The sequence below is a fragment of the Pseudomonas sp. SF2 genome (assembly GCF_036858055.1).
Taxonomy (GTDB): domain Bacteria; phylum Pseudomonadota; class Gammaproteobacteria; order Pseudomonadales; family Pseudomonadaceae; genus Aquipseudomonas.
In genome coordinates, this window is record NZ_JAMBDI010000023.1 from 1 (window position 1) to 16,092 (window position 16,092).

Annotated in this window: 16 protein-coding genes; 6 read left to right on the forward strand and 10 right to left on the reverse strand. The window is 64.1% G+C overall.

The window, feature by feature from the left end; genetic code table 11:
* Positions 1–97 precede the first annotated feature (97 nt).
* On the reverse strand, positions 98–1,081 hold the full coding sequence (locus tag M2S36_RS15050; RefSeq protein WP_207830840.1) for a TauD/TfdA family dioxygenase: 984 nt from the start codon (positions 1,079–1,081) through the stop codon (positions 98–100).
* 181 nt (positions 1,082–1,262) lie between these two features.
* Here M2S36_RS15050 and azu point away from each other — a divergent pair, with 181 nt between their 5' ends.
* Positions 1,263–1,712 carry an azurin gene (gene azu / locus M2S36_RS15055; RefSeq protein ID WP_233687536.1) on the forward strand — a complete coding sequence of 150 codons (450 nt, stop codon included), beginning with the start codon at positions 1,263–1,265 and terminating at the stop codon, positions 1,710–1,712.
* Between the two features lie 32 nt (positions 1,713–1,744).
* The gene (locus tag M2S36_RS15060; RefSeq protein ID WP_333957388.1) at positions 1,745–3,397 is read left to right on the forward strand and encodes a cyclic peptide export ABC transporter; all 1,653 of its coding nucleotides are present in this window, start codon (positions 1,745–1,747) and stop codon (positions 3,395–3,397) included.
* 245 nt (positions 3,398–3,642) lie between these two features.
* Here the strand turns inward: M2S36_RS15060 and M2S36_RS15065 are convergent, their stop codons facing one another.
* Positions 3,643–4,578: an aspartyl/asparaginyl beta-hydroxylase domain-containing protein gene (locus M2S36_RS15065; RefSeq protein WP_063912961.1), complete on the reverse strand. Its 936-nt coding sequence runs from the start codon at positions 4,576–4,578 to the stop codon at positions 3,643–3,645.
* A gap of 173 nt (positions 4,579–4,751) precedes the next feature.
* Positions 4,752–5,726 carry a cysteine synthase A gene (gene cysK, locus M2S36_RS15070; RefSeq protein ID WP_207830838.1) on the reverse strand — a complete coding sequence of 325 codons (975 nt, stop codon included), beginning with the start codon at positions 5,724–5,726 and terminating at the stop codon, positions 4,752–4,754.
* Between the two features lie 134 nt (positions 5,727–5,860).
* Here cysK and M2S36_RS15075 point away from each other — a divergent pair, with 134 nt between their 5' ends.
* From M2S36_RS15075 to M2S36_RS15085, 3 genes are all read left to right on the forward strand, one after another.
* Positions 5,861–6,934, forward strand: coding sequence for a DUF748 domain-containing protein (locus tag M2S36_RS15075; RefSeq protein ID WP_207830836.1), 1,074 nt, complete (start codon positions 5,861–5,863; stop codon positions 6,932–6,934).
* Positions 6,935–7,162: 228 nt separating this feature from the next.
* Complete coding sequence (locus M2S36_RS15080) at positions 7,163–8,008, forward strand: AAA family ATPase (protein ID WP_013973748.1); 846 nt, start codon at positions 7,163–7,165, stop codon at positions 8,006–8,008.
* Between the two features lie 13 nt (positions 8,009–8,021).
* Positions 8,022–9,200, forward strand: a complete 1,179-nt coding sequence (locus M2S36_RS15085) for a vWA domain-containing protein (RefSeq protein WP_013973749.1) — start codon at positions 8,022–8,024, stop codon at positions 9,198–9,200.
* Positions 9,201–9,314: 114 nt separating this feature from the next.
* Here the strand turns inward: M2S36_RS15085 and M2S36_RS15090 are convergent, their stop codons facing one another.
* From M2S36_RS15090 to M2S36_RS15105, 4 genes are read right to left on the reverse strand one after another with little or no spacing between them, the layout of a single operon-like run.
* Positions 9,315–10,232, reverse strand: coding sequence for a biotin-dependent carboxyltransferase family protein (locus tag M2S36_RS15090; RefSeq protein WP_207830834.1), 918 nt, complete (start codon positions 10,230–10,232; stop codon positions 9,315–9,317).
* Positions 10,229–10,915 carry a 5-oxoprolinase subunit PxpB gene (pxpB, locus tag M2S36_RS15095; RefSeq protein ID WP_207830832.1) on the reverse strand — a complete coding sequence of 229 codons (687 nt, stop codon included), beginning with the start codon at positions 10,913–10,915 and terminating at the stop codon, positions 10,229–10,231. Before pxpB ends, M2S36_RS15090 begins: the two co-directional genes overlap by 4 nt.
* Positions 10,912–11,691, reverse strand: coding sequence for a 5-oxoprolinase subunit PxpA (locus tag M2S36_RS15100; RefSeq protein WP_207830825.1), 780 nt, complete (start codon positions 11,689–11,691; stop codon positions 10,912–10,914). Before M2S36_RS15100 ends, pxpB begins: the two co-directional genes overlap by 4 nt.
* A 9-nt stretch (positions 11,692–11,700) precedes the next feature.
* Positions 11,701–12,987 (reverse strand): MFS transporter, encoded by a 1,287-nt coding sequence (locus tag M2S36_RS15105; protein ID WP_207830823.1) that lies wholly within the window; start codon positions 12,985–12,987, stop codon positions 11,701–11,703.
* 128 nt (positions 12,988–13,115) lie between these two features.
* On the opposite strand from M2S36_RS15105, the gene M2S36_RS15110 reads away from it, so the two are divergent.
* Entirely contained in the window at positions 13,116–14,027 is a 912-nt protein-coding gene (locus M2S36_RS15110) for a LysR family transcriptional regulator (RefSeq protein ID WP_063912969.1), read from the forward strand.
* A 134-nt stretch (positions 14,028–14,161) separates the two neighbouring features.
* Here M2S36_RS15110 and M2S36_RS15115 read toward each other — a convergent pair whose 3' ends face one another.
* The 3 genes from M2S36_RS15115 to M2S36_RS15125 are packed head-to-tail and all read right to left on the reverse strand — an operon-like array spanning position 14,162 to position 15,987.
* Positions 14,162–14,683 (reverse strand): DUF2937 family protein, encoded by a 522-nt coding sequence (locus tag M2S36_RS15115; protein WP_207830821.1) that lies wholly within the window; start codon positions 14,681–14,683, stop codon positions 14,162–14,164.
* A gap of 9 nt (positions 14,684–14,692) precedes the next feature.
* Positions 14,693–15,466 carry a class II glutamine amidotransferase gene (locus M2S36_RS15120; RefSeq protein ID WP_013973756.1) on the reverse strand — a complete coding sequence of 258 codons (774 nt, stop codon included), beginning with the start codon at positions 15,464–15,466 and terminating at the stop codon, positions 14,693–14,695.
* Between the two features lie 14 nt (positions 15,467–15,480).
* Complete coding sequence (locus M2S36_RS15125; protein WP_063912972.1) at positions 15,481–15,987, reverse strand: hypothetical protein; 507 nt, start codon at positions 15,985–15,987, stop codon at positions 15,481–15,483.
* Between the last annotated feature and the right edge of the window lie 105 nt (positions 15,988–16,092).

The window sequence follows — 16,092 nt, forward strand, 5'->3', positions numbered from 1 at the left end:
TGGCCCGAAACAGATGTAGGAGCGAGCTTCGCTCGCGATGCGCCGCGCGGGCGGCGCTCGATCTCACAGGCGCCACACCTGCCAAGGCGAACACCTGTCAGCCCAACACCTCCCTATGCCCCTGCGCCATCGCCACCACCACCTTGCGCTTGCCGGTAAACGGCGACCGCGCATGCGCCGCGAGCATGTTATCCAGCATCAGCACATCGTTCTCCAGCCAAGGGAAGCTGATGGTGCATTCATCCAGCACCCCACGCACTTCATCCAGCAGCGAATCCTCGATGGTCGTACCGTCGCCGTAATACACGTTACGCGGCAGGTCCTCTTCCTCGACGATGTCCATCAACGACTCGCGCACTTCTGGCTGCAGGTTCGACACATGGAACAGGTGCGCCTGGTTGAACCACACGTCCTCCCCGGTCACCGGGTGACGCGCCACCACCTGGCAGCGCTGACGGGTGCGCAATTCGCCGTCATCCTTCCAGATGCACTCGATGGCATGCGCCCGGCAATAGGCCTCGACCTGGCGCGGGTCCTCAGTGTTGAACACCTGCGACCATTCCACATCAAGGCCGTTGCCGTAGTTGCGCACGTACATCAGCCCCTTCTCCACCAGCCGCTCACGAATACGCACCGGCATGCGCCGGTACACCTCGCGGCTGTCGGCAATCGGCGTCTGGCCACCGGTCTCGGCGGGGATCACGCTGTAGAACCAGATCTTCATCGGCCATTCCAGGGTATAGGCCTGCTCGTTGTGCAAGGGGATGCTCTGGTGCGCCGGGTACTCGGTGGAGGTGTACACCCCCTTGGTCACGTTGCTGCGCGGGGTGGAGCCAAATTCGTAATTGAGCAACGGGTGGCCGAAAGAAGCGGCGAACTGGCGGAACGCTTCGGCGCCACCCACCTCGAACCCGCGAAACAGGATGCCGCCGGCCTGCAGCAGGTGCTGGTCCACCAGCGGCTGCAACTCGGCAAAGGCTTCCAGCAGGTCGATACCCGGCTCCGGCGCGCGTACCAGCAGCGGCAGGTTGCCGCGCGCGGCGTCCAGGGGTTCGATCGCAAAGCTCAGCAGTTCACTCATGTCCGGTCACCTCAAGCCAGGGCCGCATAGGCGGCGAAATCGGGATGTGCGCCATGTCGGCGCCTGACTAGATGAACGAGCGGGGCATAGGGAAATTCACCAGGGCCACACACACAGGTAAAGCTGGCACGCGCCGGTTCGTCTGAACGATGTGCACCCGTTTATCGCCCAGGAACCGTACATGACTCGCCAGCTTCTGCTCCTCGCCCTGCTCGCCGCGCCCCCTGCCGCGTGGTCGGCAGAGCCATGCGCCGTGGAAATCCATGGCACCGACCAGATGACCTTCGACAAGGCCGCCATCAGCGTGCCCAAGGCCTGCACCGCGTTCACCGTCACCCTCACCCACCCCGGCGCCATGCCGAAGAACGTGATGGGCCACAACTGGGTGCTGAGCACCCAGGCCGACATGCAGGGCGTGCTCGACGACGGCCTGAAAGCCGGCGAAGCGCAGGACTACGTGAAGCCCGGCGACACCCGGGTCATCGCCCACACCCGCCTGATCGGCGGCGGTGAAACAGACAGCGTCACCCTCGACACCCGGTCGCTCAAGGCCGGTACCGCCTACAGCTTCTACTGCTCGTTCCCGTTCCACAGCACCTTGATGAAGGGCACCCTGACCCTCGGCAGCTGACCCCGCCCACTTCACCAGCGAGATCACGCTTCATGAAAACCTCCTCCCCCGGGGCCATCCGCGAATTGCTGGGCCTGCTGAAACCCTACCGCCCGGCGGTAATCGTCTCGGTGCTGCTGGGCATGCTCGGCGGCCTGGCCGTGACCGCCCTGCTGGCCACCGTCAACCAGGGCCTGCATGCGGCGGGCGGCATGAGCCAGGGCGTGATCCTGGCCTTCGCCGGCCTGTGCGTGCTGGCCTTGGTCAGCAGTGTGGCGGCCGACAGCGGCACCAATTACGTAGGGCAGAAAGTCATCGCCCGATTGCGCAAGGACCTCGGCGCCAAGGTGTTGTCAGCGCCAATCGAACAGATCGAGCGTTACCGCACCCACCGCCTGATCCCGGTGCTGACCCGCGACGTCGACACCATCAGCGACTTTGCCTTCGCCTTCGCCCCGCTGGCCATCTCGCTCACCACCGTGACCGGCTGCATGGCCTACCTGGCCTGGCTGTCGTGGCCGATTTTCCTCATCACCCTGGCAGCCATCGGCATCGGCAGCGGCGTGCAGTACATCGCCCGGCAAAAAGGCGTTGCCGGTTTCAACGCTGCCCGCGATGCCGAAGACAACCTGCAAAAGCACTACTCGGCCATCGCCGAGGGCGCCAAGGAGCTGCGCATCGACCGCCGCCGCCGCCACGCCATGCTGACCCGCAACATCCAGGGCACCGCCGACTTCATCGCCAACACCCATATCCGCGCCATCAACATCTTCGTCGCGGCCAAGAGCCTGGGGTCGATGCTGTTCTTCGTGGTCATCGGCCTGACCCTGGCCCTGCAATCGCTATGGCCGAGCAACGACCCGGCGGTGATGAGCGGCTTCGTGCTGGTGCTGCTGTACATGAAAGGCCCGCTGGAAACCTTGATCGGCAACCTGCCTATCCTCGGCCGCGCCCAGGTGGCGTTCCGCCGCATCGCCGACCTGTCCGAGCGCTTTTCCTCGCCCGAGCCGCACCTGCTGCTGGAGCCGCCGGTCAAGCGCGCCGCCCCGGCCAGCGCGCACCTGGAGCTGCACAACGTCGAGTACGCCTACCCGCCGGTGGACGGCAACGAGCCGTTCCGCGTCGGGCCGGTGAACCTGAGCATCGAGCCGGGCGAGATCCTGTTCATCGTCGGCGAGAACGGCTGCGGCAAGACCTCGCTGATCAAGCTGCTGCTGGGCCTGTACACCCCGCAACGCGGCGAAGTGCGCCTGAACGGCAAGGCCGTCGGCCCGGAGGGGCTGGATGACTATCGCCAGCTGTTCACCACGGTATTCGCCGACTATTACCTGTTCGACGACCTGCCCGAGCACGAGCACAGCCTGCCCAGCGATGCCACGCGCTACCTGGAACGGCTGGAGATTGCCCACAAAGTGAGCGTGCGCGATGGCGCCTTTACCACCACCGACCTGTCGACCGGCCAGCGCAAGCGCCTGGCACTGGTCAATGCCTGGCTGGACGGGCGGCCGGTGCTGGTGTTCGACGAATGGGCGGCGGACCAGGACCCGACCTTCCGCCGGGTGTTCTACACCGAGCTGCTGCCGGACCTGAAGCGTTTGGGCAAGACCATCATCGTGATTTCGCATGATGACCGGTATTTCGATACGGCGGACAAGGTGGTGCACCTTAGCCGAGGGAAAGTGGTCGAGGCGTTGGAGCCGGCTTGAGACAGCAAAGGGGGGCTGCGCGCCCCCTCATCAACCACAATCTGTAATCGCTCTATAGTCTGTCTATAATTCCCTATAAACACCGAACCAGAGTGGTTTCCTGAGAGGACGCCGGGGGCGCTTTGCACCCCTATCGCGACACAAGGCCGCTCCCACAGGTGCTGCGCAATTCCAGGGAGTGGCGCGGTAGCTGTGGGAGCGGCCTTGTGTCGCGATGGGCTGCAAAGCAGCCCCAACAGGCAGAATCAGAACAACCAGCGATACAGCAGATACGCCACCACCGCCGCCAATACAGGCCGCAGCACGCGGTAGGCCTTGGGGTTGGCGCGCTTGAACTGCTTCACCTGGCCACTGATCCGGTTGCTGAAGCGCTTGCTCCAGGCATACGCCTGGTTGATCCCGCCCACACGCTCGTCATCGGTGTTCTGCGGCGCAGTAGCACGGCCGAGGAAGGCGCTGACCTGGCGGTTGATGCGGGTCATCAGCGGGCTGCTCAGCGGGCGTTCGATGTCGCAGAACAGGATCACCCGGGTGACGTCGGTCTCGTTCTTGACCCAGTGCACGTAGGTTTCGTCGAACATCACATCCTCGCCATCACGCCAGGCATATTCCTCGCCATCGACGTAGATGCGGCAAGCATCGGAGTTGGGGGTGGACAGGCCAAGGTGGTAGCGCAGGGAACCGGCGAACGGGTCGCGGTGCGGGTTCAGGTGGCTGCCGCCGGGCAGCAGGGCGAACATCGCACCCTTGACGTTGGGGATGCTGCTGACCAGCTCGACGGTGCGCGGGCACAGGGTTTCGGCAGAAGGCAACGGTTTGTCGTACCACTTCAGGTAAAAGCGCTTCCAGCCTTTCTTGAAGAACGAACCAAAGCCGGCGTCGTTATCCTTCTCGGCGGCGCGGATGTAGCCCTCGTCGAACAGGCGCATGGCCTCTTCGCGGATTTCCTGCCAGTTGTCCTTCAGCACGTCCAGCTCGGGGAAGCGCTGGCGGTCCAGGTAGGGCTTGGACGGTACGCCGGAGAACAGGTACATCAGGCTGTTATAAGGGGCGAACAGCGCCGAATGGTTGACGAACTGGCGCAACACCGGCAGGCGAGCCTTGCCGCGCAGGTGCACGAACAGCACGCTGCCGAAAAACACCAGCAAGACACCCGCCTTGGCTGCAAAGGAAAAGGTCATGCTTTCACTCCTTGAGGAAGCAACAGGGGTACGCACCCTGCTCTCCGATAAATCATCCTGCCATCATAAACTGATGCCGCCGAGGTAAAAACAACCTGGGCGGCAACTCAATCATGAAGATTTTGCAATGAACCAAGCCGCCAAACGTTGCGCCGGATCAGCGGCAAGGCCGATTACTGCTGGTTTTCCTGCTCGCTGAACATGTCGCTGAACAGCATGCTCGACAGGTAGCGCTCGCCGGAGTCCGGCAAAATTACGACGATGGTCTTACCCTGCATTTCCGGCTTTTCGGCCAGGCGCACGGCTGCCGCCATCGCCGCACCACAGGAAATACCGCAGAGGATGCCCTCCTCCTGCATCAGGCGGATGGCCATGGCCTTGGACTCTTCATCGGTTACCGTCTCCACCTGGTCGACAATCGACAGGTCGAGGTTCTTCGGCACGAAGCCGGCGCCGATGCCCTGGATCTTGTGCGGGCTCGGCTTGAGTTCTTCGCCGGCCAGGGTCTGGCTGATCAGCGGCGATGCCGCTGGCTCCACTGCCACCGACAGGATCGCCTTGCCCTGCGTATGCTTGATGTAGCGCGACACACCGGTGATGGTGCCGCCGGTACCGACGCCCGCCACCAGCACGTCGACCGCGCCGTCGGTGTCGTTCCAGATTTCCGGGCCGGTGGTTTTCTCGTGGATCGCCGGGTTGGCCGGGTTTTCGAACTGGCCCGGCAGGAAGTATTGGGCCGGGTCGGAGGCGACGATTTCATTGGCCTTCTCGATGGCGCCCTTCATGCCTTTGGCCGGATCGGTCAATACCAGTTCGGCGCCCAGCGCCTTCAGCACCTTGCGGCGCTCCAGGCTCATCGAGGCGGGCATGGTCAGCATCAGTTTGTAGCCACGGGCAGCGGCAACGAAAGCCAGGCCAATGCCAGTGTTGCCCGAGGTCGGCTCGACGATGGTCATGCCCGGCTTGAGCTTGCCGCTGCTTTCGGCGTCCCAGACCATGTTCGCGCCGATGCGGCATTTGACCGAATAACCCGGGTTACGCCCTTCGATCTTGGCCAGGATGGTCACGCCGCGCGGGGCAATGCGGTTGATCTGCACCAGCGGCGTGTTACCGATGGAGTGGGCGTTGTCTGCAAAGATACGGCTCATGGCAGGGGTCCTTGGCATGAATAAAAGCAGGGAAAGACCTCAAGGGTAAGCCCGGGCCGGTGGCCCGTAAAGCCTGTTCGAACTCAGCCAGACACGTTGCGGTCAACCGCACATCCTGCCTTGGAGACACTTCGATGAGAGCCCGTTATCGCTGGCCGTTGATCGGCCTGGCCAGCCTGATCGTGCTGTTGGTGGCGCTGCACCTGGCCCTGCCCTATCTGGTGCGCGACTACCTCAACGACAAACTGGCCGACATGGGCGACTACCGTGGCCAGGTGGCCGATGTGGACCTGGCCTGGTGGCGCGGCGCGTACCAGATCAACGGGCTGAAGATCGTCAAGACCACCGGCAAGGTGCCGGTGCCGTTTCTCGACGCGCCGCTGATCGACCTGTCGGTGAGCTGGCACGCCCTGTGGCACGACCGCGCAGTGGTTGCCGAAGTGGTGTTCGACCGGCCGGAGCTCAACTTCGTCGATGGCGGCAACAAACAGAACTCGCAGACCGGTCAGGGCACCGACTGGCGCCAGCAACTGGAAAAACTGCTGCCGATCACCCTGAACGAGGTTCGCATCGACAAAGGCGTGCTGACGTTCCGCAACTTCAACTCCAGGCCACCGGTCAACCTCAAGGCCACACAGCTCGATGCCAGTATTCGCAACCTCACCAACATTCGTGACGAAAAGGGCCGACGCGATGCCAGCTTTGATGGCACCGCGCTGATCGTCGGCGAGGCCAAGGTGGAAAGTCGCGCCACTTTCGACCCCTTCAGCGATTTCGACGACTTCGAGTTCCGCCTGCGCGCCACCGGTATCGAGCTGCGCAAGCTCAATGACTTCGCCAGCGCCTACGGCAAGTTCGACTTCAATGCCGGGCACGGCGATGTGGTGATAGAGGCCGAGGCGACCGACGGCCGATTGAACGGGTACATCAAGCCACTGTTGCGGGATGTGGATGTGTTCGACTGGCAGCAGGATGTGCAGGAAAAGGACAAAGGCTTCTTCCGCTCAGTCTGGGAAGCGCTGGTGGGTGCGACCGAGACGGTATTGAAAAACCAGCCAAAGAACCAGTTCGCGACCCGTGTCGAGCTCAGCGGGAGCGTGCACAAGCAGGATATCAGCGCCTTCGAGGCGTTTTTGCAGATACTGCGCAACGGGTTCATTCAGGCGTTCAATGCGCGGTATGAGCGTGACGCGCCGGATTCCGACTAGGAGCGCGTGACGGGGCATTCAGGGACTGAATACCTGGTCTGCGTTTCCAGTCGGCGAACCCCGCGTTATAGTCGGTGACAAATCAAAATATGTACTGCTTGTGCTGGCCTCTTCGCGGGTAAACCCGCTCCCACAGGTACCCCACCTTTCTTGAGGTTTGTGGAATACCTGTGGGAGCGGGTTTACCCGCGAAAGGGCCGGTGCAGGCTTCCAGCAGAGGACAGACCCATGAAGTTCGAAGGCACCCGCGACTACGTCGCCACAGACGACCTGAAACTGGCGGTAAACGCGGCCATCACCCTCGAACGCCCCTTGCTGGTCAAGGGCGAACCCGGCACCGGCAAGACCATGCTCGCCGAGCAGCTGGCGGCCTCGTTCGGTGCGCGCCTGATCACCTGGCACATCAAGTCCACCACCAAGGCCCACCAGGGCCTCTACGAGTACGACGCGGTCAGCCGCCTGCGTGACTCACAACTGGGCGTGGACAAGGTCCACGACGTGCGCAACTACCTGAAAAAGGGCAAGCTGTGGGAAGCCTTCGAGGCCGAGGAACGGGTCATCCTGTTGATCGACGAAATCGACAAGGCCGACATCGAGTTCCCCAACGACCTGCTGCAAGAGCTCGACAAGATGGAGTTCTACGTCTACGAAATCGACGAGACCATCAAGGCCAGACAGCGCCCGATCATCATCATCACCTCCAACAACGAAAAGGAGCTGCCGGACGCCTTCCTGCGTCGCTGCTTCTTCCACTACATCGCCTTCCCTGACCGCACCACCCTGCAGCAGATCGTCGACGTGCACTACCCGAACATCAGCCAGTCGCTGGTCAGCGAGGCGCTGGACGTATTCTTCGACGTGCGCAAGGTACCGGGCCTGAAGAAAAAGCCCTCCACCTCCGAACTGGTCGACTGGCTCAAGCTGCTGATGGCCGACAACATCGGTGAAGCGGTGCTGCGCGAACGCGACCCGACCAAGGCCATTCCGCCGCTGGCCGGCGCGCTGGTGAAGAACGAGCAGGACGTGCAGCTGCTCGAACGGCTGGCCTTCATGAGCCGGCGCGGCAACCGCTGACAGGAGCCGGGCCATGCTGCTCAACCTGTTCAATGAAATGCGCGCGGCCAAGGTGCCGGTGTCGGTACGCGAACTGCTCGACCTGCACCAGGCCCTGCAAAAGCGCGTGGTGTTCGCCGACATGGACGAGTTCTACTACCTCGCCCGCGCCATCCTGGTGAAGGACGAGCGCCACTTCGACAAGTTCGACCGGGCCTTCGCCGCCTACTTCAAGGGCCTGGAGAACCTCGACCGGCACATCGAGGCGCTGATCCCCGAAGACTGGCTGCGCAAGGAATTCGAGCGTTCGCTGACCGACGAGGAGCGCGCGCAGATCCAGTCGCTGGGCGGCCTGGACAAGCTGATCGAGGAGTTCAAGAAGCGCCTCGAAGAGCAGAAGGAACGTCACGCCGGCGGCAACAAGTGGATCGGCACCGGCGGCACCAGCCCGTTCGGCTCGGGCGGTTTCAACCCCGAGGGCATCCGCGTGGGCGAGGCCGGCAAGCGCCAGGGCAAGGCGGTGAAAGTGTGGGACCAGCGCGAATACAAGAACCTGGACGACCAGGTGGAGCTGGGCACGCGCAACATCAAGCTGGCGTTGCGCCGGCTGCGCAAGTTCGCCCGTGAAGGCGCTGCCGAAGAGCTGGACATCGACGGCACCATCGACCACACCGCACGGGATGCCGGGCTGCTGAACATCCAGATGCGCCCCGAGCGGCGCAACACGGTGAAGCTGCTGTTGCTGTTCGACATCGGTGGCTCGATGGACGCCCACGTCAAGGTCTGCGAAGAGCTGTTCTCGGCGTGCAAGACCGAGTTCAAGCACCTGGAGTACTACTACTTCCACAATTTCGTGTACGAGTCGGTGTGGAAGAACAACCTGCGCCGCACCTCGGAGCGCTATTCCACCTTCGACCTGCTGCACAAGTACGGTGATGACTACAAGGTTGTGTTCGTCGGCGACGCGGCCATGGCGCCCTACGAGATTACCCAGCCGGGTGGCAGCGTGGAGCACTGGAACGAAGAAGCCGGGTATGTGTGGATGCAGCGTTTCATGGAGAAGTTCAGGAAGATCATCTGGATCAACCCGTATCCCAAGCAGGCCTGGGACTACACCGCATCGACCCATCTGGTGCGGGACTTGATCGAGGACAAGATGTACCCGCTGACCCTGCAGGGGTTGGAGGAAGGGATGCGTTACCTGTCCAAGTGATGTTGCCGGTACCGGCCCTTTCGCGGGTGAACCCGCTCCCACAGGTATTGCGCAAGCCTTGAGGCCTGTGGGGTACCTGTGGGAGCGGGTTCACCCGCGAAGAGGCCGGCAGCCTTAACGCCAACGGTCCAGGTATACCTGCTGCTCCCGCCAGGCCTCGTCCTGCACCACCGCCCTGAACCGCACCACAGCCCCCGGCATGCACTGCGCCAGTTGCGCCAGCGCCAACGGCGTCAACGCCCCCAGCCGCGGATAGCCGCCAATGGTCTGCCGGTCATTGAGCAACACGATCGGCTGCCCATCCGGCGGCACCTGCACCGCCCCCAGCGGAATCCCCTCGGAAATCATCGGCGCACCCTGGTAGACCAGCTGCGGCCCCAGCAGGCGGATGCCCATGCGGTCGGCCCGACTGTCCAGCCTCCACTCACGGTTGAACGCCTCGAACAGGCTGGTACCGCTGAAGTCACCGATCTGTGCGCCCATCACCAGGTCAAGCACAGGCTTTTGTGCGTACTGTGGCCGCAGCGCTTCCGGTACCTCACGCAGGGTCGCCGACGTGCCTGAAAATGCCAGCGCCTGGCCTTTGCCGAGCGCAGAGCCGTGGCCATCGATACCGCCCAGTTCTTCGCGCACGACCGTGGCACAACTGCCCAGCACATCCTCGCCCAGAAAACCGCCAGGTGCTGCCAGATACGCCCGCACGCCCTGCTTCGGCTGTTTCAGGCTCAACCGCTGCCCCTTGGCCAAGGCAAAGCTGCGCCAGGGCGCCAGCGGCTGGTCATCGACCCGCGCATCCAGGTCGGCACCGGCCAGGGCCAGCACACAATCCTGTTCAGCGACCACACAGAAACCGCCCAGCGCCACCTCCACCACCGGTGCCGCCAACGGGTTGCCCAGCAGCCAGTTGGCCCAGTGCATCGCCACCCAGTCCAGCGCCCCGCCCTGGGTCACGCCCAGGTGGCGTACGCCAAAACGCCCGGCATCCTGCAACTGGCACAGCGGCGTACTGGCCTCGATCTTCAACTGCTTCATGCTTGTGCCTCCACATCACCGCCCAACGCCAGGAACTCGCTGCGCGAAACCGGCACGAAGCGCACCCGGTCACCGGGTTGCAGCAGGCTGTAGCCCTCGCGTTCACGGTCGAACAGACGCACCGGGGTACGCCCGATCAGGTTCCAGCCCCCCGGCGATACCGCCGGATAGGCTGCCGTCTGGCGCTCGGCAATGCCGACGCTGCCGGCCGCCACGCGCTTGCGCGGGGTGCTCAGGCGCGGGCTGGCCAGGCGTTCGTCCACCAGGCCCATGAAGCCGAAACCGGGGGCGAAACCCAGGGCGAACACCGGGTACTCACGCTGGCTGTGCAAGCGGACCACCTCTGCTTCACTCAAGCCACTACGGGCCGCCAACACCGGCAGTTCCGGGCCGACACTGGCGTCGTACCACACCGGGATCTCATGGCGGCGGCCAGCGCTGCCCGTGTCGGGCTGCAAGCCTTCCAGCGCACGGATGATCAGCGCCCTCGCCTCACCCGGTGGCAGGTCGAACTGCACCATCAGCGTGGTGTAGGACGGCACCAGGTCCAGCAAGTGCTCGCCGAACGCCGCGTGCAAGCGCTGGCTGGCGGCGAGCATCCACGGCATGTTGCCCTCGTCGATACCATCGAACAGGCGCACCATCAGGCTGTCGATGGCCACGACTTCAATGCGCGGTTTCATCGCGACTCCAGGGCATCGAGGGCCTGGCGAATCTGCCGCACTGCCGCCACCGAACTGTCGTTGTCGCCGTGCACGCACAGCGTGCTGGCCACAAGCCTCAAGGCACTGCCATCATCCGCCACCAGCGTATCGCCACGGGCCAGGCGCACGGCCTGCTCCACCACCAGTGCCGGATCGTGGTGAACCGCGCCCGGCAGGCGCCGCGACACCAGATGACCGCTGGCGGTGTAGGCGCGGTCGGCGAATGCTTCGAACCACAGCGGCACGCCAATTTCATCACCCAGGGCCTGGGCGGCGCGGTTGTCGGCAGTGGCCATCAGCATCAGCGGCAGGTCGCCGCCGTAGGCCGCCACAGCTTCCAGTACGGTACGCAGCTTGAGCGGGTCGGCCATCATGTCGTTGTACAGCGCACCATGGGGTTTCACATAGGCCACGCGGCCGCCCAGCACTTTGCAGATACCCTCCAGCGCACCGATCTGGTAGTGCAGCAGGTCGCGGATTTCCTCCGGGCTGCAGGCCATGGAACGGCGGCCGAAGCCGACCAGGTCCGGGTAGGCCGGGTGCGCGCCGATGGTCACCCCGTGCTCCAGCGCCAGCGCCACGGTGCGGCGCATGATGCCGGGGTCCCCGGCGTGGTACCCGCAGGCGATGTTGGCGCAATCGATGTAGGGCATGACCTCGGCATCCAGGCCCATGCGCCAGCTGCCAAAACTCTCGCCCATGTCACAATTGAGTAGCAGGCGTTCCACCGCGCGGCCTCCATTGTCGTTGTTCATATGCCTACCTTACCGCGCCTGCAGCTGTTTGCCGCGGGTTTCCGGCAGGCTCAGCGCCGCCACGATCACCACGCCGTAGGACACGGCGGAGAACACGCCGATGCCCAGGCCCAGCGGCACTTTCTGGCCGAGCACGCCGATCAGCAGCGGGAACAGCGCCGCGATGACCTTGCCGATGTTGTAGCAGAAGCCCTGCCCCGAACCGCGGATACGCGTGGGGAACAGTTCGGTGAGGAACGCGCCCATGCCGCTGAAGATGCCCGAGGCGAAGAAGCCCAGCGGGAAGCCCAGCCACAGCATCACGCCATCGCTGACCGGCATTTGCGTGTACAACAGCACGATGACGAACGAGCCCACGGCGAACAGGATGAAGTTCTTCTTGCGCCCCAGCAGGTCGGACAGGTACGCACTGACCACATAGCCGACGTAGGAGCCGACGATCACCATGGCCAGGTACCCACCAGTGCCCAGCACGCTCAGGCCGCGCTCGTTCTTGAGGAAGGTCGGCAGCCACGAGGTGATGGCGTAGTAGCCACCCAGTGCGCCGGTGGTCAGCAGAGACGCACGCACGGTGGTCCAGAGCATGCCCGGGGCGAAGATTTCGTAGAACTGTGCAGGTGCCTCGGCGTTTTCCACCGCCTTGGCTTCGCGGTACACCTCGGGGTCCTTGACCAGGCGGCGGACAAAGATCACGAAGATCGCCGGTACCAGGCCCAGCAGGAACAGCGCGCGCCAGGCCTGCTCTGCCGGCAGCCAGGAGAACAGCAGCGCGTAGAGGATGGCGGTGAGGCCCCAGCCAAGGGCCCAGCCGGACTGCACCATGCCCACCGCCTTGCCACGGTCCTGGGCGCGGATCACCTCGCCGATCAGCACCGCGCCGGCGGTCCACTCACCGCCAAAGCCAAAGCCCATCAGGGTACGGGCAATCAGCAGCTGTTCGTAGTTCTGGGCGAAGCCGCAGAGGAAGGTGAAGAAGGCAAACCACAGCACCGTCAGTTGCAGGGTGCGTACGCGGCCAATACGGTCGGAGAGTATGCCGGCCACCCAGCCACCCACGGCCGAGGCGATCAACGTGCTGGTATGGATCAGCCCGGCTTCGGTGGTGGTGATGCCCCACAGCATGATCAGCGTGGGGATGACGAAACTGAGCATCTGCGTGTCCATGCCGTCCAGGCCATAGCCGATCTTGCAGCTCCAGAATGTCCGGCGTTGCTGTGAGTCGATGTCGCGGTACCAGGCGAAAGGCCCGGACGAAGAGGGGGTACTGACCTGCTGCTGCACGCCGGTAGGGTTCATGCTTGCCTCGGCTTGTTGGTATTGTTTTATAGGCGACAAAGGGTCGCGGCCTGAGCGCCATTGTTCAGAGGCCGCGCCACCTGCGTCCAACGAGAAAAACCGCCGGTCTGGAACAAGAAAAACTGATCATGAACCTTCGCTTCCTCGAAACCTTCGTCTGGGTCGCCCGGCTCAAGAGCTTCCGCCTGACCGCGGAGAAGCTGTTTACCACCCAGGCCTCGGTGTCCAGCCGCATTGCCGCGCTGGAAGCCGACCTGGGCGTGAAGCTGCTGCTGCGCGACTCACGCGGCGTCAGCCTGACCCCGGAAGGCGGCAAGGTGCTGGAATATGCCGAGCGCATGCTGGAAACCGCCAAGGCCATGAAACAGTCGCTGGACAGCGACCGGGCCAAGGTCGGGCGCATCCGAATCGGGGTGATGGACACGGTGATCCACACCTGGATGAGCGCGCTGGTGGCGGAGCTGACCGAGCGTTACCCGCAGGTGGAGATCGAACTGGTGGCCGACACGGCGCTGAACCTTCGCGAGCAATTGCAGAAGGGCTTTCTCGACGTGATCCTGCAGACCGACCTGCTGCGCGAGCAGTCGATCCGCAGTCTCGACCTGGCGCGCTACCCGATGGGTTGGGTGGTGGCCGCCGGCTCGCACCAGCACCGCGACTACGCTTCACTGGCCGAGCTTGGGCGGGAACGCATCATCACCTTCTCGAAGAACTCGCGGCCGCACCAGGAAGTGCTGAGCCTGCTGCAGGGCGCGGGGGCCGAAGCGCCGCGGCTGAACTGCGTGAACTCGGTGGCGGCGATTACCCGGCTGTTGCGCGACGGGTTTGGCATTGGCGCACTACCCCCGGCGCTGGTGGATGCCGAGTTGAGCCGGGGTGAGCTGGTGTTGCTGCAAGGGTTGCAACCGCCGCCAAGCCTGGAGCTGGTGGTGGCCTGGCAGACCGGGGTGGCGTTGGTGGATGAAGTGGTCGGGGTGTGCCGGCAGGTGCTGGAGGGGTATGCGCGGGATGTGGGTGGGCAACGGATTGTGTTGGTCTGACAGATTTGCAGTGCCTGTGCTGGCCTCTTCGCGGGTAAACCCGCTCCCACAGGATCACCACAGATCTTGAAGGCTGCGCTGTACCTGTGGGAGCGGGTTTACCCGCGAAGAGGCCAGCACAGGCACAGGATGCCTTAGCGCCAGCTCTCTTTCACCGCCCCACGCCGCCCGCCCAGGATCACCCAGCCAATCCCCAGCAACAGGCTCTCGACCACGAAGGCCAGCACAAACCCTGCACCAAGCCCCCAGCCAACCGCCTCGGGCACCAGCAGGATCTGGTAGCTGTAGCCATTGAGGGTTTCTTCGCGCAACTGCGGGTCGGCCTGCACCAGCACATGCCAGGTACGCTGCACCCATGGCCCTTGCAGCGCCTGCCATTCGTTTTCCAGCAGTTCGTTGCGGATCATCAGGCTTTCGATGCTGTTGGCATCACTGTTGAAGACCGGGTCGTCGCTAGTGCGGTAATGCCGCAGCAGCGCCTGCAGGTCGCCATTGAAGAAGCGTTCGGCGGTCTGCCGGAAGCCGTCGAGCGCCTCGCGCGACTCGAACAGGTGCGCCTCGACCCGCTGGCTGTAGTCCTTGACCAGCCCCGGGACCTGGATACCGGCCAGCAAGCCGAAGGTGAACAGCAGCAACCGCAGGTAACTTCTGAACATGCCGCGTCCTTAGCTCTGGCCGTGTGCCACGCACTCGCCGTGCCGCCACAGGGCCCACTGACCCGGCTCGTAGCGCTGCCAGGTCTCGTTCTCGGTCAGGGCTTCGGTGGCGATTACCGTGACCACGTCGTTGGGGGTGGTTTCGGTGTGAAAATCGACGATCAGGTCGACATCCTTCAACCGCGCCGCACCAAAAGGTGCACGGCGGGTGATGTGCACCAGCTTGGTCGAACAGAAGCAGAACAGCCAGTCGCCGTCGCTGAGCATGCAGTTGAACACGCCCTGGCCACGGTAACCGGCACAGGCCTCGACCAGCACCGGCAACAGCTGCTCCACCGGCACGGGCTCGGGGAAGGCGCTGCGGATGCGGTTGAGCAGGTCGCAGAAAGCCGCCTCGCTGTCGGTGTCGCCCACCGGCCGGTAGAAACTGGCCTGGCCCTTGAAGTCGCCCAACTGGCCGTTGTGCGCAAAGCACCAGTTGCGGCCCCACATTTCCCGCACGAAGGGGTGGGTGTTGGACAGGCACACCTTGCCGACGTTGGCCTGGCGGATATGGCCGATGACCACTTCGCTCTTGATCGGGTAGCGCTGTACCAGGTTGGCCACCTCCGACTCGCTGCTGGCGGCCGGGTCCTGGAACAGGCGCAGGCCTCGGCCTTCGTAGAAGCCGATACCCCAGCCGTCACGGTGCGGGCCGGTACGGCCACCGCGCTGCATCAGGCCGGTGAAGCTGAAGACGATGTCGGTGGGGACGTTGGCACTCATGCCCAGCAGTTCGCACATAGGCGTGTCTCCGCTTACAGACGGGGCTCGACCCGGCCACCGCCACGAGTGGCGGCTGGGGCGGCAGGGGGTGGCGCGTCACGGTAACGGTCGCGGCGCTCGGCGGCCAGCGGGGCATGGGCACCGAGCTGTTCATCTTCGGCCGCCTGGCGCTGGGCAGCGGCCTCGGCCTGTGCACGGCGCTCGCGGGCGCGTTTTTCCAGCGGAAAGCGCAGCAGTACGAAGAGGAAATACAGGGAAAAGGCGCCCATGCCGTACATGGCGAAGTCGGACACCGCGCGCCAGGCGTTGTTGCCGACCTTGAAGGCGACATCCAGGGCGGTGATGGCGATGGCCGGGGCGAAACTGTCCTTGACCGGGTCGACGATGGTCGGGGTCAGCAGCAGCACCGCCAGCACCACCCGCAGCGGTTCGCGCAGCCAGCGCCACATCCAGCCGGTGAGCTTGAAGCCCACCAGCAGGCAGCCCAGGGCGGCAACCGCGTAAAGGCCCCAGGCGAGGGTGTAGTCGTTCTCGGTCATGGTGTTCGTGCAAGCCAGGCAAAGAGATGCCTATGATAAACACTTTTCCGGGCGCAGACAGTGTTTGCCTGTACCGGCCTCTTCNNGAAGAGGCCGGTACAGGCA